This window comes from Spirosoma endophyticum, from assembly GCF_900112365.1.
Taxonomy (GTDB): domain Bacteria; phylum Bacteroidota; class Bacteroidia; order Cytophagales; family Spirosomataceae; genus Spirosoma; species Spirosoma endophyticum.
On the sequence record NZ_FOLQ01000004.1, the window covers coordinates 249,037 to 269,516 of the forward strand.

General features: G+C 48.2%; 15 protein-coding genes. 8 read left to right on the top strand and 7 right to left on the bottom strand.

Annotated features, from left to right (window positions below; translation table 11 throughout):
* The first annotated feature begins 6 nt into the window (after positions 1–6).
* The 8 genes from BM202_RS13005 (at position 7) to BM202_RS13040 (ending at position 9,509) form a co-directional block, all read left to right on the top strand.
* On the top strand, positions 7–1,062 hold the full coding sequence (locus BM202_RS13005) for an alginate O-acetyltransferase AlgX-related protein (protein ID WP_093826667.1): 1,056 nt from the start codon (positions 7–9) through the stop codon (positions 1,060–1,062).
* A gap of 111 nt (positions 1,063–1,173) precedes the next feature.
* On the top strand, positions 1,174–1,758 hold the full coding sequence (locus BM202_RS13010; RefSeq protein WP_093826669.1) for an RNA polymerase sigma factor: 585 nt from the start codon (positions 1,174–1,176) through the stop codon (positions 1,756–1,758).
* Between the two features lie 59 nt (positions 1,759–1,817).
* The gene (locus BM202_RS13015) at positions 1,818–2,264 is read left to right on the top strand and encodes a hypothetical protein (protein WP_245776653.1); all 447 of its coding nucleotides are present in this window, start codon (positions 1,818–1,820) and stop codon (positions 2,262–2,264) included.
* A gap of 185 nt (positions 2,265–2,449) precedes the next feature.
* Complete coding sequence (locus tag BM202_RS13020) at positions 2,450–3,139, top strand: porin family protein (RefSeq protein ID WP_093826673.1); 690 nt, start codon at positions 2,450–2,452, stop codon at positions 3,137–3,139.
* A gap of 175 nt (positions 3,140–3,314) precedes the next feature.
* On the top strand, positions 3,315–6,326 hold the full coding sequence (locus BM202_RS13025) for a serine hydrolase domain-containing protein (RefSeq protein WP_093827252.1): 3,012 nt from the start codon (positions 3,315–3,317) through the stop codon (positions 6,324–6,326).
* The gene (locus tag BM202_RS13030) at positions 6,323–6,799 is read left to right on the top strand and encodes a DinB family protein (RefSeq protein ID WP_093826675.1); all 477 of its coding nucleotides are present in this window, start codon (positions 6,323–6,325) and stop codon (positions 6,797–6,799) included. The genes BM202_RS13025 and BM202_RS13030 overlap by 4 nt, the downstream gene beginning before the upstream one ends.
* A gap of 10 nt (positions 6,800–6,809) precedes the next feature.
* Positions 6,810–8,891, top strand: coding sequence for a glycoside hydrolase family 97 protein (locus BM202_RS13035; protein ID WP_093826677.1), 2,082 nt, complete (start codon positions 6,810–6,812; stop codon positions 8,889–8,891).
* A 72-nt stretch (positions 8,892–8,963) separates the two neighbouring features.
* Positions 8,964–9,509, top strand: coding sequence for a DUF4468 domain-containing protein (locus BM202_RS13040; RefSeq protein WP_093827254.1), 546 nt, complete (start codon positions 8,964–8,966; stop codon positions 9,507–9,509).
* Between the two features lie 48 nt (positions 9,510–9,557).
* Here BM202_RS13040 and BM202_RS13045 read toward each other — a convergent pair whose 3' ends face one another.
* The 7 genes from BM202_RS13045 to BM202_RS13075 form a co-directional block, all read right to left on the bottom strand.
* Entirely contained in the window at positions 9,558–10,220 is a 663-nt protein-coding gene (locus BM202_RS13045) for an endonuclease III domain-containing protein (RefSeq protein WP_093826679.1), read from the bottom strand.
* Positions 10,221–10,308: 88 nt separating this feature from the next.
* Positions 10,309–11,577 (bottom strand): OmpA family protein, encoded by a 1,269-nt coding sequence (locus BM202_RS13050; RefSeq protein ID WP_093826683.1) that lies wholly within the window; start codon positions 11,575–11,577, stop codon positions 10,309–10,311.
* Positions 11,578–11,860: 283 nt separating this feature from the next.
* Positions 11,861–14,242 (bottom strand): M43 family zinc metalloprotease, encoded by a 2,382-nt coding sequence (locus tag BM202_RS13055; protein WP_093826685.1) that lies wholly within the window; start codon positions 14,240–14,242, stop codon positions 11,861–11,863.
* A 4-nt stretch (positions 14,243–14,246) separates the two neighbouring features.
* A complete protein-coding gene (locus BM202_RS13060; protein ID WP_093826687.1) occupies positions 14,247–14,738 on the bottom strand; it encodes a hypothetical protein in 492 nt (163 codons plus the stop codon).
* Positions 14,739–14,774: 36 nt separating this feature from the next.
* Positions 14,775–15,635, bottom strand: coding sequence for a hypothetical protein (locus BM202_RS13065; protein ID WP_245776654.1), 861 nt, complete (start codon positions 15,633–15,635; stop codon positions 14,775–14,777).
* Between the two features lie 98 nt (positions 15,636–15,733).
* Positions 15,734–17,113 (bottom strand): RagB/SusD family nutrient uptake outer membrane protein, encoded by a 1,380-nt coding sequence (locus tag BM202_RS13070; RefSeq protein ID WP_093827258.1) that lies wholly within the window; start codon positions 17,111–17,113, stop codon positions 15,734–15,736.
* 35 nt (positions 17,114–17,148) lie between these two features.
* On the bottom strand, positions 17,149–20,187 hold the full coding sequence (locus BM202_RS13075; RefSeq protein ID WP_093826689.1) for a SusC/RagA family TonB-linked outer membrane protein: 3,039 nt from the start codon (positions 20,185–20,187) through the stop codon (positions 17,149–17,151).
* Positions 20,188–20,480 lie beyond the last annotated feature (293 nt).

Here is a 20,480-nt window from a genome sequence, read left to right on the forward strand (position 1 = left end):
AACGCTATGATCAGTAACGTATTAAAATGGTTTTTTCTGGTGGCATCAGGCGGCATCCTCTTCGTAGCACTTTCGCCCGAAACACAACGGTGGCTGGACCAAAAACACCTGATCCCCAACCAGTACAGTCATGGGGATTTGTATAACATAACCAACCTCAGAGCCTTTCGGGAAGCGAATTTCGGCGAAAATACCAATCTGGTTGACGCCGACATTCCCAAGAAGCATAAGGATGTCCATCTGTATACAATAGGCGACAGCTTCACGGCAATGGATACGGTTTACTACGCGGGTGGACGTAATAGGCACGTTTGGGTCGGCGAAAAGGATGCCCCGACGGTTGCCCCACTGGACACAACCAAAAAAAATATTCTGGTCATTGAGTTTATCGAACGTGTACTTCAGGAGCGGTTATACAAGCCTGATTACGAAAAGATATACATTCAGAATGGATTTGCCCAAACGGCCCAGCCGGTTGTTGCCCAGCCAAAACCTGTCGAAGAAAGTACAGTAAAGAGTTGGTTATTAGCTCGTTTCGCTAGTGATATAAACCAGAGGCTTGAATTCTTGCTGTTCAATACAAGACCGTTCATCTGGTTCAAAGAGATGAAAGCGCAGTTATTGCTCGATTTGTTTGGGCGAGTGCCGGGAGCTGTTATTTCGCAGGATAAGAAGCACCTTTTTTACCAGCCTGAAGCCAATAACGAATACATCCTCAGCGCTTTTCGTCCGCTGTCAGATCAACGGCTCGATACGCTGGTCACCAATTTAAATACCATCCGGCAACATTACCTGCACATGGGTTTCGATGAAGTTTATGTGTGTATGATCCCCAACAAGGTGACGATCCTGGACCCGACCTATGGTCAGTATAATCATCAGATTGAGCGCATTGAAGCCAATCCGCGCTTACAGGCACCAATCCTGACCATGATTGATACGTTGCGGCAACACCCGGAATGGTACCATCTTGGCGATGGCCACTGGAATAAGGAAGGGAAGCGATTCTGGCTGCGCCGGGTTAATCAACTGGCGGCTACCTGGTCCAGCGATCACGATTGATTCCACAACATTCGTTTCCCGGCTTTTCTGAGCTAACTTTATAGGGTGCCGAAACAATCGTGTGGAATTTAGTCCGTTCCTGCATCTATACAGTAAGTAGCCTGGCAGCGCATGTTCCTAAAGCGATTTCGTAAACCCAAACCCACTACCGATCTGGAGTATGTCGCGGCTTACCGCGCCACGGGCGATTTGGCCGTGTTGGGTGAACTTTACGAGCGGCATATGGAACTGATCTACGCTGTTTGTTACAATTACCTGCGCGACGAAGACGAAGCAAAAGATGCCGTTATGCATCTCTTCGAGCAATTAGTGACCGACCTGCTACGTCATGATGTGCAGCAGTTTGGTGCCTGGCTCCACAGCGTTGCCCGCAACTATTGCCTGATGCAACTCCGTAAAAACCAGGCTCATCCAAAAACAACACTGGTTACTAACGGCGTTGATGAAATCGATGATGAGTCACTGAATAAATTATTGATTGATGAAACAACTGACTCGGACCTGGAGGAAGACCTGAGCCGTATGGAAAGTTGCCTGCAAACATTGCCACCGGAGCAACAAACCTGCCTGACGCTGTTTTATCTGGACCGAAAAACGTACACCGAAGTGGCCGATATAACGGGTTACGACCTGAAACAAGTGAAAAGTTACTTGCAAAATGGCCGCCGAAATTTGAAAATTTGTATGCAAAAGTAACGCGGGTGGAAACCCGCAAGTAGCTTAAACACGGGTTTCCACCCGCGTTACTTATTGATATGAACGACCAACTGACATTCGACGATTTACGGGCTTATCAGGCCGGCCAGCTGAGCGGCCCGGCCCGGCACCGTGTAGAGCGAATTTTGCTGGAAAATCCCTTTTACGCCGACGCATTGTCAGGTTTGGAAGCCATGCAGCAAACGGCGTCTACGCTGGCGGCCGGGCCAATGACCGACCAAATGGCTGATTTACGTGATGCACTTCACCAGCGCATTCATGAGTCGGCAACGCCGAAACGACTCTGGCCACTCTGGATTGCGACCACTACAGCCGCTATTCTATTCATGCTGGCCATGGCGATCTACTTTATCTTCTTCGCGCCCAAGCAAGCCAGGAAGCCTCCGCTTAAACCTGCTCACACAGTTACAAACGTAATACCTGACAAACCAGCTAATCAGCAGGGCGCCGACGTAGCAACGTATCATTCAGGCATTTTAAGCTAGCTTGTCTCTCCTATAAAGGAAGAGCATTACGCCCAGGTTGTTGCGTTAAAACCCCTGTATACCCAGTCATTTTGGCCGCAATTTTACCTATGGTTTTTGGCAATTTCTGAGATATTCTTCTGAAACGGTAAAACATTTGTCGGACATCAGACGTTAACCGGGCATATCAACTTATTGTTTTCTCCATGTTTCGCCCAATTTCAGTACGCTCTACTTTACTAGTTTTTCTATTCGTTTCCTGCTGTCTATCAAGCACTTTTGCCCAACAACGCTTTACAGCCGGACCACGTATCGGCTTGAATATGTCTAATTACTGGGGCAATGCAGATCACATGTCATTCAAGCCTGGGTTGGCAGCTGGTGGTTTTTTAATGTACAGTTCCCTGAATCACTTCGGAATTTCAGCTGACGTCATGTATATGCAGCGGGGAGCCAAATATGACGACGGTCGCTACAAGTTTACCCAACACGTCAATTACCTGGAAATTCCGATAGTAGCCCGCTATTTTCTCACCTTATCCGGTAATTTCAGGCCCAATGTCTTCGTTGGACCTTCCCTGGCGATTAAACTCAACGCCAAACGCACGGACGGTCAGATCCTTTCGGGCCCTACTACGGTCATTAACAATGATAATACCCAGGATTTCAACAGCCTGGACTTAGGTGCTACGGGCGGTTTTCAACTTAACTGGGGAATGGGCAATCGGCAACACTTTTTGATTGATGCCCGTTATAACCTGGGACTGAGCAATGTACAGTCTAATTTGCCTAATTTGTGGGGCACACGGAATAACCTCAATAACTCAACCATTACACTGACTCTTGGCTACGGCTTCGGCGTAGGGCGCGAGCACCCCAGTCGTTACAAGCGATAGTAAAACAGGTAGTTTCACGAATAGACTACTATAGGAATCGCCTTTATCATGCTTGTTGATAGCTATGGTAAAGGCGATTCCTTGTTTCGTTCAAAATTCCATGGCTGTTTTTATTAAGGCAGTCGTAGGAAATAGTTTTCGTATTTTTGAGGCTTCAGATTCAATTCATCAGCTCATGCCCTTCTGTCGGTCCCTTCTGTTTGGTTTATTCAGCGTTCTTTTATCCCTCCCGGCTTTTGCCCAAACAACCACGCCTACTTTTTTTCAACTCAATGCCCGTCAGAATTGCTGGGTTGATTCGGTCTTTACGAACATGTCGCCCGACGACCGTATTGCCCAGTTGATCATGGTAGCCGGTTATTCAAACCGTAAACCAACCTATGAAGATTCGCTGATCAGGCTCGTGCAAACGAATAAACTGGGTGGCGTTGTGATGTTTCAGGGTGGCCCCGTCCGGCAGGCTCAACTGACGAACCGACTGCAGAAAGCCTCGCCAGTACCTTTACTGATCGCCATGGATGCCGAATGGGGGCTGGCCATGCGCCTGGACAGCACCGTTCGCTACCCGTACCAGATGACGCTCGGTGCCATGCAGGGCGCGGGTTCCGATTCGCTGATTTACCAGATGGGTGCCAACCTGGCTAAGCAGGCTCGTCGTTTAGGCGTTCACGTTAATTTTGCCCCGTCTGTCGATGTTAATAACAACCCGAACAATCCGGTCATTAATTTCCGGTCGTTTGGCGAAGATAAGTATGCCGTTTCGCGTAAAGCGCTTGCCTACATGCGCGGCATGCAGGATAACAACCTGCTAACCAGTCTTAAGCATTTTCCCGGCCACGGTGACACCGGTACCGACTCGCACTACGATTTACCCTTAATTACGAAGAGCCGAGCCCAGCTTGATTCACTCGAACTCTACCCCTTCCGGCAGCTAATCAAGGCGGGTGCAGCAGGCGTAATGATCGCCCATTTGAGCATTCCGGCCTTAGACACAACGCGTAATCGCCCCTCAACACTCTCCCCTGCCATCGTTACCAACCTGCTCAAAAACGAACTGGGTTTTCAGGGTCTGGTCTTTTCGGACGCGATGAACATGAAAGGCGTAACGAAGTACTTCCCTTCCGGGCAAGCCGACGAATTAGGCCTCGAAGCTGGAATGGACGTACTGGAATTTACCGAGGACGTACCAGCTGCCTTAGCTCAGATCAAGGCGGCTATCGCTACTGGCCGACTTACTCAGGCCGCTTTGGACAGCCGTTGCCTCAAAGTGCTACGTGCCAAAGCCTGGGTTGGACTGGATCAGTATAAGCCCATCGTGCTAGAAAATCTGGTGAGCGATATCAATCCTGTTCGTGATGAGCTGCTCAACCGTAAATTCACCGAAGCCAGCCTAACGGTTCTGAAAAACGACCGAAACCTGCTGCCCTTGCAGCGATTAGATACGTTGCGCATTGCATCCGTGGCAATTGAGAGTGACAAAATCACGGCGTTTCAGCAAATGGCGGGCAACTACACGCAGATCGACCATTTTAACATTACATCCAAAACCCCCGATTCAACGCTGGCGCACGTACTTGATTCACTCAGGAATTACAACCTGCTTCTGGTCGACGTTCACCTGAACAACATCCGGCCCGCAGTGCAATATGGTCTTCAGGCAAAAACGGCTGGACTGGTTAGCGAGTTGGTCGCTACGGGCAAAGCTGTCGTCACAGTCTTTGGCAATACCTATGTTCTGGACAAACTCACGTTTCCGATGGATACGGCCCAGCCTAGTCGGAGCATCGAACAGGCGCGGGCGATTGTCATGCCGTATCAACTCACAACGTATACCGAAGAATTGTCAGCCCAGTTGATTTTCGGGGCTATCGGTGCATTAGGAAAATTGCCTGTAACCGTCAATCAGCGCTTCCGAATCGGCGATGGTATACCTGTTCAATCCAACGGGCGACTCAAATACACAATTCCCGAAGAGGTTGGCATTAACAGTGTGTTCCTGACGCAGCAAGTTGACTCCTTAGTGAACGTAGGACTAACCCAAAAGGCATTTCCGGGTTGTGTGGTGCAAATGGCGAAGGATGGCAAAGTAATTTTCCGCAAAGCCTACGGTCAGCATACGTACGATGCCTCCCTCGGTGCGGAGCCCAAACCCGTGCAGTTGGACGACCTCTACGACATGGCATCGGTGACGAAAGTAAGTACGTCGACCCCTGCCCTGATGCGCTTAGTGGACGAAGGCAAGTTCAATCTGAATGGAAAAATGGGAGATTATCTGCCCAGCTTTAAGAAATCGAATAAAGCGAATCTCCTCTGGCGAGACGTATTAACGCACCAAGCCCGGTTGAAAGCATGGATTCCTTTCTGGATGGATACCAAAAATCCAGACGGTACGTGGAAACCAAAAACGTTTAAAACTGAAGAGTCTGGCCGGTATCCAATTGAGGTGACCGATAGTCTGTATGAATTCAGAAAGTACCCGCAGACGATTTATGAACAGATCCGGGACTCGCCCCTGAACGCGAAGAAGGAGTATGTTTATTCCGATTTATCGTTTATTCTTTACCCGCAAATCGTGAAGCGACTAACGGACGTAGATTTTGAGGATTACCTCAAAACGACCTTTTATCGGCCGCTTGGTGCCAGTACGTTAACATTCAAACCGCGCCGGTTTTATTCGCTCAATCGGATCGTACCAACAGAATATGACTCGCTGTTCCGAAAAACACTCATCTGGGGACGCGTACACGACGAAGGCGCGGCTATGCTCGATGGGCTGTCGGGCCATGCGGGTTTGTTTGGTGACGCGAATGATTTAATGAAGGTCTATGAAATGTATCGGCAGAAAGGCAGCTACGGTGGACAACAGTTTATTTCGGCCAAAACGATTGCCGAGTTTACGCGCTACCAGTTCCCGGAGTTAGGTAATCGACGTGGATTGGGCTTCGACAAGCCTTCATTCAAGTACACAGGCAACGCACCGCAGTCGGCAACCAAAGCCAGTTTTGGGCACTCTGGCTTTACGGGTACGTTCGTCTGGGTTGAGCCAGATCCTGCTTATAACCTGACCTATATCTTTTTATGCAACCGCGTTTATCCCACCCGAAATAATCCTAAACTTGCAAACCTGAATACCCGAACGAACATCGTTGAAGCACTTTATCAGGCCACTAAACGGGGAATGCGATGAAAGACTACCTGATTCACTTACTTGATTACGAACTCTGGGCGAATCGACGTGTGATTGATGCGCTCGAAACCGTTGCGAAACCGCCATCACGAGCGGTTGCCGTTATGGGCCACATTTTATCGGCTGAACAGGTGTGGTTTGGCCGCGTGGCGAATGAATCTGTATTTGTTTCCATCTGGGAAGACATTCCGGTTAGCTGGATGGTCGAAACGGCCGAACGCCAGCACCGCAAACTCGTTAGTTATCTGGAAGGCATACCCGAACGGGAGTTGTTGCAAATGGTGGAGTACCTTAATTCCCAGGGCAATCCATACCAAAGTACGCTGCTCGATATTCTGACGCACATGAGTCACCATGCAGCTTACCACCGGGGCCAGGTGGTTCAGCTCATTCGCCCAATGCTGGCCGAAGCACCCATAACCGATTTTATTGTCTGGCAACGCGAAGGCATACGAAACCAGAAAACTGTATAAGCCTACGCATATGGCGAACACCTTTCGTTTTCTTTCGACGCTGATACTCGTTTGCCAGGTAGCTGTGCTGTATGCGCAACAACCGATTTTTATTTCGTCGCCCGATAAATCTGTTTTACTGACGATCAGCAACACAAACAGCGGAAACGTTACGTATCGAATTTCGTACAAAGGTAAAAAGGTCATTGAGCCCTCCGGACTTGGGTTTGTCTTCAGCAAGCCCAAAGTAACGCTGAGTGCTTTCACTATCGCGAAAATAGATTCTTCTGCGACTGATGAAACCTGGAAACCCGTGTGGGGCGAGGTCAGTCAAATTCGTAATCACTATAACGAATTGGCACTCACCCTGACAGATAAAGCTAGTTCAGGCATTTCGCTACGTGTGCGGTTTCGCGTTTTTAACGATGGGGTGGGTTTCCGGTATGAATTTCCGGAGCAAACGGCGCTGACGCATTTTGTGGTAGATGATGAGAAAACGCAGTTTACGCTATCTGCCAATCACAAGACGTTCTGGATACCAAGCGATTACGACACGAACGAATACCTTTACAACACAACCAAACTGAGCGAAGTAGACCCACTTCCGGCCGCTGATAAAGAGAAGGATATTGCGTTGAAATCACTTGCGGGTGCTGATGTCATCCAATCGCCCCTGTTGTTCAAAACCGATGACGGATTATACATCAGCATTTACGAAGCAGCCCTGATTAATTATCCGGTTATGCATTTGCGGCTCGATAAGAAAGCACTACGTTTAACGACACAATTGGTCCCGGATGCGGTGGGCAACAAGGCGTACTTACAAACGCCCGCCCAAACGCCCTGGCGAACGATTATTGTCAGCGACAAAGCGACGGATATACTGAGTTCCAAATTAATCCTAAATCTCAACGAACCTTCTACCATTCCCGACTCATCGTGGATAAAACCACAGAAATTTGTGGGTATGTGGTGGGAAATGCACATCGGCAAAGCGACTTGGGAAAAAGCAGGGGGCAAACATGGCGCGAACACCCGGAATGTAAAAACGTACATTGACTTTGCGGCCAAATACGGTTTCGACGGCGTTCTGGTCGAAGGCTGGAACGTGGGCTGGGAAGACTGGTTCGGTAACTGGAAAGAAAACGTATTCGATTTCGTAACGCCCTATCCTGACTATAATCTCGACTCATTGACGAAGTACGCCCAACAGAAGGGCGTCCGAATTATTATGCACCATGAAACGTCTGGCTCGGTCACAAATTACGAGCGCCGGATGGATGCCGCTTTTCAATACATGGTGAAAGAAGGAATCAATACGGTAAAAACCGGCTACGTTGGCCGAATTATTCCACGGGGTGAGCATCATGACGGTCAGTGGATGGTTGGGCACTATCAACGGGTTGCCGAAAAAGCGGCTCAGTACAAGATTATGGTGGACTCGCACGAATCGGCTCATCCGACTGGGCTACATCGCACCTATCCGAACTGGATGGCCAGTGAAGCGGCCCGCGGGAGCGAGTTTAATAACGCACCAACGTTAGGCATTACACCCGAACATACAACCATTTTGCCCTTCACCCGGATGTTGGGCGGACCAATGGATTTCACACCGGGTTTATTCCGATTCAAACTGAACCAGTTTGACAGTACGCGCACGACACGAGTCCGCACGACGCTGGCCAAGCAGTTAGCGTTATACATTACGCTGTATAGCCCGTTGCAAATGGCGGCCGATTTGCCGGAGAATTACGAAAAACATTTGGATGCTTTTCAGTTTATCCGGGACGTAGCAGTCGATTGGGATGACACGAGAATAGTGGCTGCCGAACCGGGCGATTACATTACGATTGCTCGTAAAGCCAAAGGAAAAAACGATTGGTTTCTGGGGTCAATTACCGATGAAACCAGTCGTGACCAAACGCTTCTGCTAAACTTTCTGGAACCCGGCAAAACGTATGAAGCTACGCTGTATCTCGATGCCCCCAATGCCGACTGGCAGACGAATCCAGAAGCCTATACGATTGAAAAGAAACAGGTCAACAGCAAAACGAAATTGCCCATTCATTTAGCAAAAGGGGGTGGATGTGCCATTCGTTTTGTCAGGCAGTAGGCTATGATTTCTGTATGTACCCTTACCAATATGGACTTACTAAAGATCAATTTTAACGCAAAATCAAGTTACGTGAGATACCTATTTCTGCTCTTATTTTTCTGCTCAGTTACAGCCTTCGCCCAGGTCAAATTACCAACCAACGAAACAGGCCAGGTTCAATACCAGGAGCTGGTCAAATTGCCGGACAATACCCGAAAGGCAAAGCAAATAATTGAGCAGGCTAAAGTGTGGGCTGGTCATGAGTATGATTCCCTAAGTGCCGAACAGCAATATGATCAGACAAATAACATTCTGTTTATCAAATCCTTATATTTGATTGACAACCAGAACGTACGTTATACGCTCACCATTGAAGCGAAGTATGGCCGCTACAGAGCTACTATAACGGATTTGCTTACGGAGAGTAATGGATTGAGCCTCCTTGTAAGACCGACCAGCCCTACGGTGGAAGAAATGGAGCAGGCGGCAGGTAACAAAATCACGGTTAAAGAGAAAGAAGTGATTGAGCAGACAGCCCAGCAACAAACCGAGCTGTATCAACAGATTAATAAATCTTGCCGCGCTACGTTAGCCAGTCTAAAAACGGCCCTGATGGTAGCTAAGGAAGACGAATAATTTCTACAGGATATTGTTTGGCGTAGTCTGAGACTACGCCAAACAGCTTTAACGATGCCGCTCAACACCAACTTGTTCGCAATAGGGCAAAACCGGGCAAGTGGAGCAATGTGGCAAAGTACCGGTACAGATGTGCTTACCAAAGGGCATTAGTAACCGATTGATATTCACCCATTGGTCACGTGGTACCTGATTCTCTAATACTTTCAGCGTTTGTTCCGGTTGCTTCGTGTGTACGTATCCCCAGCGGTTCACAACCCGATGCACATGCACGTCTACACTGATAGCGGCCTGACCCGTTGCCACGCCAAGAGCCAGATTGGCGCACTTCGGGCCGACACCTTTTAGTGAAATTAACGTAGCAAAATCGGCTGGTAGCTGCCCGCCAAATTCATTAACAATTCGTTCGGCAATACCACGCATGGTGTAGGCTTTCTGATCTGGATATGTAGTGCCGTACAGCAATTCCGTCAGCGTTGGGATGTCTATCGTAAGAAGTTGTTCAGGCGTTCGAGCCTGGTCAAAAAGCCGTAGCGATACAGGAATCGTGGTTTCATCGAGCGTACGGATAGAAACGATGCACGAAATCAGTTGTTCGAAGAGACTATTGTAGCCACGTTCAAACAAATCAAACATAGCTGCTTTGGGATACGGTCGGATAGCCTCTTCAATGCGAGCAAGAACGGTGTTGAGGTCGAAGTTGAGTTTCATGGTATTTAAACACGGAGATAACGGAGTTGTCACGGAGAACACTAAGAAAATCTTTGTGAACTCGATAACCGCTCCGTGTTTGAAAGCCTTATACTTTCACGATTACCATCTCAACCCGTCGGTTTTCAGGCCGCTCTTTCAGGCTTTTATTCGTATTAATAGGTCTTGAGGGGCCATAACCAACGGTTTCGATCCGGCTGGCGCTGATGCCCTTATTAACCAGATAGCGTTTTACTTCGTTAACCCGGTTGCGTGAGAGTTCAACATTCGCATCAAACTCACCAACCGTGTCGGTGTGTCCTTCAAGCCGAATTTGCATGCTCGGATTTGACTGCATAACCGTCGCCAGCCGATCCAGCTCGGGGAATGATTCGGGTTTGAGGTCATACTTCGACATATTGAAATAGATATTCTTCAACGTAATTTTCGCTCCCGCTTCAATCGGAACCAGGTCGAAATTCCGGGCGATATCCACGCGGTTGGTTACCAACGTATCACTCTGGCTAAAGTAACCTTTAGCCGTGGCCGTCACCGCATAAACACCCCGTCGATCAATTGAAATCTGGTATTTACCCGTTGGATTTACACTCTTCACCGAATCGGCCGGATCATCGCCAGACGCTTCAGCACCCGATAGTAACCGATACGTGACCGTGGCAACGATAGGTTGTTTGGTTTTAGCATCCCGCGTTATACCATTAATGACAATAGTCGTCTCCTGAGGTGCCGGTACAGGTTCCGTCGGTTTTGGGGTCTCAACAGGTGCCCCCACGCCAGGTGTTGTTCGAGGGGTGGAACGCGGTTGCGGTGTTGGCGCTTTGGGCGTACGCTGCGAATACTGCTCTTTTTTACGGGGATTGATGATGTGTACACCCCAGAAATTAAAACAGACAAAATTCCGGCTGTCTTTACATTCAAAGAGGTCGAACGTAGTGTAACCGGGGTCTATTCGTTCAAAATAGGCCACGAAATCGACCCGTTCGCCCGGTTGAACACGTCGACGTGCTTCCGCCGGAATATTCTCGGCCCGAATAAATTTATAGGAACGTTCACCCTGGTTAACGTATAGGCGGGATGTTGGCTGAAAACTGATGGTATTGGTCGATTGTAATTGACCACCTTGTACGCCATCAGGCAACGGAATAGAAAAAGGCCATGAGCGCCCTTGCGAACCCGCTGGCTTAGCCTCGAACTTCATGTAAATAATGGTGTATTGAGCCGTCAGTTCGACGCGCTTGATCGTTACGTCGCGGTCGTTGATGTCATCTACACGCGGGCTCTCGGTTGTGAACTGCACCTGTGCACGTAGTCCCGATACGGTCAGGAAAAGCAAGAGAGTGAACAGTCTGAATTTCATTGTTTTTTGAGTTTACTGACGTACCACTAACGATTAGATAGCCACTCGTGTTTCGTGGTTTAATTTCTATTTTCAAATGCCTCGTTTTGGTTAGTTACGCGTCCCATAAAAAGAGCCCAGTCGCTAATTTCGCTGATGTGCTTACTGGCGCGATAAGCAGTCCTAAAACTATTTATCTTATTGAATATCAACTACTTACAAACAAAAAGAGTGAACCTGACAGGTTCACTCTTTTTGTCGATACAAGACTAAAACTCAGCGACTCATGACGCTAAGTTGTCTGTTATTGCTTCACCACCCGTTTTCTATAAACATTCTCGCCAATCCGGATTTCGACAAAATAGACACCACCCGGTGACGATTTCAGGTCAAGAGGTTGCTCAAAAGTGTCTGTAGTCTTCTGGTATTTTTGCTGCATCAGTTCCAGGCCGTTTATATTTCGGACGCCCAGCGTCAAGGCACCCCGTTGCGGGCCACTAAATGACACGACCATCTGTCCATCACTGGGATTCGGTGTCACCAGCATGAACTGGTCTACCAGTGATGGATTGGCGGTTACGGTACCCAATCGGACATAAACATTCACGACGGCATCGGCTGTACAGAGGTCCAGCCCTGAACCCGACACGGTGTAGGATGTAGTTTGCGTTGGCTGGGCTACTACCTGTGGGCCGAGAGTTGTATTTAGTCCGGTACCCGACCAGGTAAACACGCTGGCTCCGCGTGCGTTTAAGGTAACGGTTTCGCCCGGATTAATGAATAGCGCCGTTGACGCCACCTGTACGGACGATTTCTGGCCAACGCGAGCCGCTACGTTATGCGCTACGTTTACGCCAAGGCTATCGGCATACCGGAGCCAGTCGCCCTTCTGGTTTTGGCGCCAGGAAGTTGCAAAAAGCGATTCGCCGTTTTTGGTCGTTATCAGTGCCACGCTATCACCCGCTACGTAGGGCAGCGTAATGCCGATATGGAAAGGCAGACCACCTATTGGTACGTTCTTATCGAACGTAACCGATGTTGCGCGGTTGTTCGCTACATCATCCAGAATAACACGCAAGGGAACATCTTTCTGGCCCAGAATAGCACCGGGACCGTTCTGGAAACCACGTCCGTTCCAAACCGTTACGGTCACGATTGATTCAGTAGTGGCGCCTTTAGCCGCTTTGGCCACCCCAAATTTTAGCGAAGCGCCCGCCAGATTGGTATAGCCCAGTTTATTTTGAAAAAATTCGGAAACCGCCTGCGATTTATGGCTATTCTGACCAGCTAAATAGCCCGTTCCGTTCACCTCCCTCAGCACCGAAGGCGTACCGTTGAAATTGGTTATTTCCGTACAAAGGCCCTGATTCAGCACTTCAATGTAATCTGTACGTACTAACGGATCAGATGCACCCACCGCGTTTGACGTTACCAGTGTTACCTTAAATTTACCGGGCTGGTTGTAGGTAACCGTAGGGTTTTGGTCGGTCGAAGTAGCGGGTGTTCCACCTTCAAACGTCCACTCCCACTTTGTAGGGAAGTTACCGGACAAATCATTGAACTTAATCTGACCACCCAATAAAACCTGCTGATTATCGGCCCGGAAGTTCGATTGGGGTCGTGCTGCCACCTGTGTGCCACATACATTGGACGATAACAGACTAAGCCGACGGGGACTGATGGCCATAACGGCCCGGATACGATCTTTCTGGTTGATTGTGAAGATATTCATGCAGGCATCATTGGAATAATCCATGTAGTTCTGCACCATGTTGGTCGATCCGCAGCTGACCCGGCCCGTTGGGCAACCGCTACTCGCTGATGCCTGCGTAGGTGTATCGGCACAGAAATCGTCGCCACAGTTTGCATCACCCCAAATGTGTCGCAGCCCCAGCCAGTGACCTGTTTCATGCGTAAGCGTGCGGCCCAGATTGTAGGTTGCCCGCATGCTTGGAAAGTTTCCTTTATCGACATTCCCGAACGAACGATAATCAATGACCACACCATCCGTACTGCCCGGACCATCGGATGGGATACCCACCAGATTTGACTGACTTGGAAACTGGGCATAGCCCAGTAGTTGCCCGCCACCCGACAGCGTTTCGTTCAAGTCAACAACCCATATATTATAATATTTGTCGGGATTCCAGTACGTACTGGGCTTTAGTACACCGTCAATATCGCTGGTGTTCCAGTTGGCCCGGCTGCCATTGTAGCGATCAATGCCCGGCTCAGCCATCGTTAATCCTTGTGGGTTAACAACCGACAGACAGAATTCTATTTCAATATCGGCACCTACCGGATTATCGTTAAAACCTCTCGTACCCGCTTTACGGCGATAATCCTCATTCAGTGTAGCAAGTTGAGCCTGCACCTGCGCCTGGCTAATATTTCGTCCAACACCAACCGACTCACCATTATGTACTACGTGTACAACCACCGGAATGGTAATGACTGTAGCCGCCAGCCGGCCCGCCTGCATCTGCTTTTTGAGATCGAGCATTTTTACCTGCAACGCCCGCTCAAACTCCTGAAGCGATCCTAATTGTGGGTATTTAGCCCGCAAAGCACTATCCCTCTCCATTGTAGCACACTGCTGCGTACTGCGAACGGGAGTCAATGTCTGTGCATAGAGTGCCTGTGGCAGAAGGGCAATCAGAAATAAGCTGAGTACTAATCGAAACATACGCTTATTTGGTAGTAGTCGAGTTAAACGTAAATCGGTAACTAGCATTGATGTCGGGGAAATAATACTCAATCGTTAACACGGTAGCTGTCAGATTCTTGATAGTCCAGGGGAATTTACCATTCAGCACCGGCAGATAAAACTCCAGAGAAGCATTTGCATTGAAAAGTGTCCAGGTATCTGTTACGTAAATATCAGGCTCGTTTGGATAACATATAATTGCATTCTGGCTAACTTCCAGTTTATGTTCGGCATCGGCATAAAAGGTGAGTATATCATCGGCAATACATGCATCTAATCCACTTTGAGCTGGGATTACCGAGGAGGCATTGCCATTATCAAGTACCTGATACGATACAATTTTCCAGCTTTTCTTGTCGGTGCCGGTTAGTAATTGTGAATACGTAGCAGGTTTAGGATCAATTTTCTCGGAGCACCCCCCCAGAAGCCAGCCAACGATTCCCGGAATCAGCAATAAACGTATAAATAGTCGCATGATCGAAACGTGTCAAACTGAGTAGAAGTCGTTGCCTTACTGGGGCGTATAGGTCTGTGTGTAGGAAATAATTGTGTCCTTATTCGTACTGAGTTTCAGCTTGAACTGGAGATTCAACGTAATCACTCGGTTGCGGGGATTCCAGGCCCCACTTCCCCGAAGTGTATCGGTCGAGCCAAGGTTCTCATTACCCTGTGGTGGAACGGTGAGCGAATTATCACCATTGTCGACAAACGTTAGTCTTGGCTTGATCGCATCAAAATTGAAAAAAGGAATACCAAGATTCCAGTTACTCAACAGATAATTTTTGCAATCGGTACTGGTGATTTCAACGTCGGGAACCGTAGCTGTTTGCGTACCGTACTTTTGCGTTCCGGTGTAAAAACCGCCAAAGAGACAATCGTCCTGAATAACGAATGTCAATTGCTTTCCTACTAAGCCAGTCTTGCCAAAACCAACCTGCAACGTACTGGGCTGTACACCCGTTAATGTAAACGTGAGCGACTGCGACTCCAGAATATTATTGGCGTTATTAATGAGTTGTAAGTGAATCTCTCCAAAACTTTTGTTGGCCGGAATAATGACGGTGCCTTTCGTATCGCCGACGCTATAATCTTTTCCTTCACGCGCTGTTCCGCTGATGACATAATTGACCGTGATCGGTTGGGTCAATATCGGGCCAACATTGTGTACCCGTATGGCAATGGGTTTAGTGTAGCTTTCTTTATAAGTTAACGATGAATCGGTAAACCGAACAAAATAAGGGCCCTGAAATGTAAGGTCCATATCCTGCTTCTGGCAAGCGACCGCTCCCCAGACAACCGCTCCGAGCATTAGCAACAACGCCAGCCAGTGCTTCACCACAGTACCCTGTTTATATGTCGTTTGATCTTTCATTATGAGTATTTTTGAGCCCCTCCTACGTCGGGCCGGGTGGCCGGAGCCATGACAAGAAACTATCTGTTTTCTCTACTTATAAAATGTCGTGAGATTGTTTAATAACCGGGATTTTGCTTACCTGCCAAAGCCGGATTTTGCTGAATTTCCGTTTGCGGAATTGGCCAGAGTTCATATTTAGCATTCCAGTTAGGTGAGAAAGATGACATAACAGCCTGTGCCCGCCCCGTCCGAACCAGATCATACCAACGATGTCCTTCAAAGGCCAGCTCATATTGGCGCTCACGTTCAATGACCAGCAACACATCAGCCTGAGCACCAACCGCAGCGGCTGGTGCTTTTGCCCGTGTACGCAATACGTTAATGTCAGCCACCGCACCTGTTGTTCCAGCTAATTTTCCCTGCTGAGCTCTGGCTTCAGCCCGAATTAAGTACATTTCGGCCAGCCGCATCAGCACAATGTTGTTGTTATCTTCTGAAGCCGTACCGTATTTCCTCACCGACCAACCATTATCATTGCCTTTCAGGTTGTTGGAATCGAATCCAATTGTCGTGTTGCGGGTACCAGATTCTGTAGAGTTAAGCGCCAGAACGAGCTGGTTCGAGGGAATCACTTCCCGACGTCCTACCAGTAGATTATTTAAGGCAAAATTGCCAGTTCCCGGATCATCTGTAAGGTTATAACCAACCTCCAGAATCGACTCGTGCGTAAAATCTTTCAGGACAATGTCTATAAAATTAGCCTCCAGTGTATAAACACCTGAATTAATCACTGTAGTCGCTAGTTCTTCGGCCTTTGCCCAGTTTTTTAGGTATAAATAGTAGCGAGCCATTGCCGCCTGACAGGTAATTTTATTTGCATAGGTCGCATTTGTAGTTATATCAGTCGACCCAGAGGCTACGGTAGGTAAATCCGTTAGTGCTGCCGTATAATCCGCCAGTACAGATGTCAGAATAGTAGTTTTATCTGTTCTTGGGATATTGCTGTTTATTGATCGATCAATGGTAGTTACCTGTGGAATATCACCATACGTATAGACGCCGATAAAATTAGCCCAGCCTCGCAGAAAACGAGCCTCTGCCGTAACGCTCTTCCGGGTTGTTTCAGGAACACCGCTAACAAGCGGCAAACGCTCCAAAATGAAATTAGCGACATAAATTGTCGAGTACAAGTTTTGCCATAATGCATCTACAGCGCCATTGGCAGCCGTAATCTGTTTGGTACCCAATTCACGATAATCATTAAATGTACCGTTAAACTGGATATTATCTACCGTAAAATCACCTGCAATAATGTTGGGAGATGCTGACCCGCGCAAAGCGCTGTATAAACCAACCCGAACTGTTTGTACGTCATTAGGTTCGTTTAGTACCAGATCGTCCACAAGTAAAGCTACCGGCTTGGGCTCCAGCACAGGCTGGCAGGCGGCCAGACTAACCAGTACTACCAGTACACTATATCGTATAAGGCGAATCACTTTAACCATTATGCTACGTGTCAATATAGTATCTATTAAAAACTGAGGGATAGACCCACCAGCACGGTTTTTATCTGAGGTAATGTAAAAAAATCAATTCCCTGGGCCGTTGTTGACCCATCGAGTGTGCTCACTTCGGGGTCTGAGCCTGAATAGCGGGTCAACGTCCAGAGATTCATGGCCGATGCATACAAACGAGCATTACCAACTTTGTATTTATTGGTCCATTTCTTCGGGAAATTATACCCAAAGGATACGTTTTTCAGACGCAGATAGGAACCGTCTTCCAGAAATCGGCTACTCAGGTAATTATTGTATGAATTTAGGTACTCATACTTGGGTACACTGGTAATATCGCCTTCTTTCTGCCAGCGCTTAAGCGCCTGCCGTATTTGATTATTTTGCAGATCAGCCCCGGAATTGAGGAGCGTTACGTTCGAAAAATTCAGGATGCTGTTGCCATAAGAAGCCTGAAAAAACACGCTCAGATCGAATCCTTTCCAGGAGACCTTATTCGTCAAACCACCAACCAGTTTGGGTTGAGCATTTCCAATTACTTGCCCATCGTCGGGAGAAATCCGGCCATCGCCGTTTTTATCGTCATATATAGCATTGCCTGTAGCAGGATCGACCCCCAGGAATTTCAGCCCCCAGAACGTACCAAGCGGCTGACCGGGCAAGATAACGTTCGTGTTAGAAACCCCGTTTCCCGTATAGCCCCGAAATACGGGCTGACTACCGGTCAGCTCAACAACTTTGTTTTCGTTGTGCGATATATTCAGGTCCGTACTCCAGCGCACCGCTTTATTGATGTTTACGGTTGATATGGTTAGCTCGACGCCCCGGTTCGCCACTTTTCCAATATTGCCCTGAACGTTACTAAAACCCGTCGTTTGTGGAATAGGCTGCGCAAACAATAGCTTGTCGGTCAGGTTATCATACGCGTCGATCGTTACGTTGAATCGCCCGCTGAAGAAGGAAGCATCCAGACCAATATTTGCTTCGCGCGTGCGTTCCCACTGCAATAACGGATTCGCCAGCGCGGCTGGCCCTACGCCGGTTGCCCCACTGTAGGTAGCCGATGCCCAGGTACCCAGAAACTGATAGTCGCCAATGCGCTCATTGCCCGTAAACCCATAACTTGCTCTTAGTTTCAGATCGCTCAAGGCCCGAAAACCCTCCAGAAATTTCTCACTTGAGATACGCCAGGCTACGGAACCTGATGGGAATATGCCGAAACGCTTATTTTGACCGAAACGTGATGACCCATCGTAGCGGGTTGTCAGGGTAGCTAAGTACTTATCGTCATAGGCATAGTTGACTTCGCCAAAAGTTGAAATCAAGCCATTGTTCGTTACTATACCATCACCCTGGTCAACAATACCGGCAGACCGTATATACGTAAAGTCATCGCTGGGAAACAGTCGTCCCTGTACACTACCACTTCGATACGTAGTCTGCAACAATTCAAAGCCTGCCAATGCGGTAAACCGGTGTTTCTCCGCCAGCGTGAAACTGTAGTTCAGTGTGTTCGTATTAATAAACGTAGATACATTGGTACTGCTATACGTACCGTATCCATGTCCTCCGACAGAGGTTAGAAACCCACCAATAGCGGTTGTAGACGGTTCGTAATCGTCCTCCGTTATGTTGTTATAATCGATGCTGAACTTCGTCCTGAACCGGAGATTCGGCATAATCTCGTACTCGCCATAAACTCCACCCAGCATCTTTATCGTGTATACATTAAAGCGTGGCAAGAGCGCCTGTCCAACGGGGTTGAAGTTTGGAAACCCAGCGTAATTAGCTCCATCGCCAGGTCCATATAATCTACCCTGTTCGTTATAAGGAGCGTAGTAAGGTAAACTCTTTACCGCGCCGGAATAAACGCCATCCAGAAAATTATCGCCCTTTACCCGTCTGTTCAGTGCTCTCGACAAGGTCAGGTTCGTGCCAAATGAGAGCTTCTGCGTGGCTTTATGATCGAATTTAAACTGGCCTGTATAGCGCGTAAACTGGTTGTTTAGCTGAACGCCCTGCTCATCTCGGTAGCTTCCACTGAGGTAGAATTGCGTTTTGTCGTTGCCGCCCTGCGTTGAGAGTTGGTATTGCTGATAAACGCCTTTGCGCAACGTAGCATCAACCCAATCGGTATTCACCGCATCCGTTACACCTCTGATCAAGCCCAATTTATCAGGATCTTGCCCGGCATTGGTAACGGCCTCCCGCTGAAGGGTTAGTAATTCACTTGCATTGAGTAAATCAGGCCGACGAACCACGTCGGTCATTCCACGCTGTACATCCAGGGTAAAGCTTGTTTTTTGATTCGATTTCCCACGTTTAGTCGTTATCAATACGACACCGTTAGCCGCCCGCGAGCCGTAAATGGCTTTGGCCGAAGCATCTTTTAATATCTGCATCGACTCAATATCATTGGGATTGAAGAGAGCCAGCGCATTGTCGGTCTGTCCCCCGAATTCACGCTCAGATAGAGCTCCATCCTGTACTGGTACGCCATCAACAATGAATAAAGGCCGGTTGCTGGCCGAAATCGACGTAGATCCACGGATACGTACCGTCAGGCCTCCCCCTGGTGTGCCCGACGACTGTGTCACCTGAACGCCAGCCGCCTGTCCCTGTAGTGCCTGATCCAGACTTGTAACCGGAATGTCTTTAAATCGGTCGGGAGAAACGGACGCAATGGAGCCCGTAATGTCTTTCCGTTGTGTGGTGTTATAACCCGTCACAACGACCTGGCTTAGTTCATTGATGGACTCCTGCATTTGCACGTTGACAACCGTGCGATTGCCAACGGTTACTTCCTGCGTAACAAGTCCAATAGAGGTGAGCAAAAGAACAGCGTTTGGACTGGAAATCGCAATGGTATAATTCCCGGCTGCGTCCGTGCTGACGCCGTTGGTTGTTCCCTTAACGACAATATTCACCCCTGGTATAGGCTGGCCATCCTGCGCCGACGTAACCCTTCCCGATATACGCAGCCCCTGAGCAAACAACCAACCCGGTAGCACAGCCAGCAAAGCAGACCAGATAAGAAGACAGTAAAATTTTCTCATGTATAGGTTATATTCCAGATAATTTCTTTAGGATGTGTGTACTACGTTCGAGCGAAACAATCTATTGAAAAGCTTAGCAAGCTACTATTTTTTCAAACGTAAAACTCGCCTTCATCGTATAAATCCATTGACTAACCAGACCATAAAAATAGGTCTGTTTTTCAGTTAGTTTACTGAATAGAACCTGACGTTGTCATAGCCTTATGAAACATCTTTACCAAGTATACGCAGTTTTGATCTCAATTGATGCACTACGTGTCCCTTTAAGCCTGGCATGCGATTTCCCTTACCTT

Coding starts and splice junctions, on each gene's coding strand:
- BM202_RS13050 (WP_093826683.1), bottom strand. CDS start 11,577: ATGAAATTCAGACTGTTCACTCTCTTGCTTTTCCTGACCGTATCGGGA.
- BM202_RS13015 (WP_245776653.1), top strand. CDS start 1,818: ATGAACGACCAACTGACATTCGACGATTTACGGGCTTATCAGGCCGGC.
- BM202_RS13060 (WP_093826687.1), bottom strand. CDS start 14,738: ATGCGACTATTTATACGTTTATTGCTGATTCCGGGAATCGTTGGCTGG.
- BM202_RS13005 (WP_093826667.1), top strand. CDS start 7: ATGATCAGTAACGTATTAAAATGGTTTTTTCTGGTGGCATCAGGCGGC.
- BM202_RS13035 (WP_093826677.1), top strand. CDS start 6,810: ATGGCGAACACCTTTCGTTTTCTTTCGACGCTGATACTCGTTTGCCAG.
- BM202_RS13030 (WP_093826675.1), top strand. CDS start 6,323: ATGAAAGACTACCTGATTCACTTACTTGATTACGAACTCTGGGCGAAT.
- BM202_RS13055 (WP_093826685.1), bottom strand. CDS start 14,242: ATGTTTCGATTAGTACTCAGCTTATTTCTGATTGCCCTTCTGCCACAG.
- BM202_RS13075 (WP_093826689.1), bottom strand. CDS start 20,187: ATGAGAAAATTTTACTGTCTTCTTATCTGGTCTGCTTTGCTGGCTGTG.
- BM202_RS13025 (WP_093827252.1), top strand. CDS start 3,315: ATGCCCTTCTGTCGGTCCCTTCTGTTTGGTTTATTCAGCGTTCTTTTA.
- BM202_RS13065 (WP_245776654.1), bottom strand. CDS start 15,635: ATGAAAGATCAAACGACATATAAACAGGGTACTGTGGTGAAGCACTGG.
- BM202_RS13010 (WP_093826669.1), top strand. CDS start 1,174: ATGTTCCTAAAGCGATTTCGTAAACCCAAACCCACTACCGATCTGGAG.
- BM202_RS13020 (WP_093826673.1), top strand. CDS start 2,450: ATGTTTCGCCCAATTTCAGTACGCTCTACTTTACTAGTTTTTCTATTC.
- BM202_RS13045 (WP_093826679.1), bottom strand. CDS start 10,220: ATGAAACTCAACTTCGACCTCAACACCGTTCTTGCTCGCATTGAAGAG.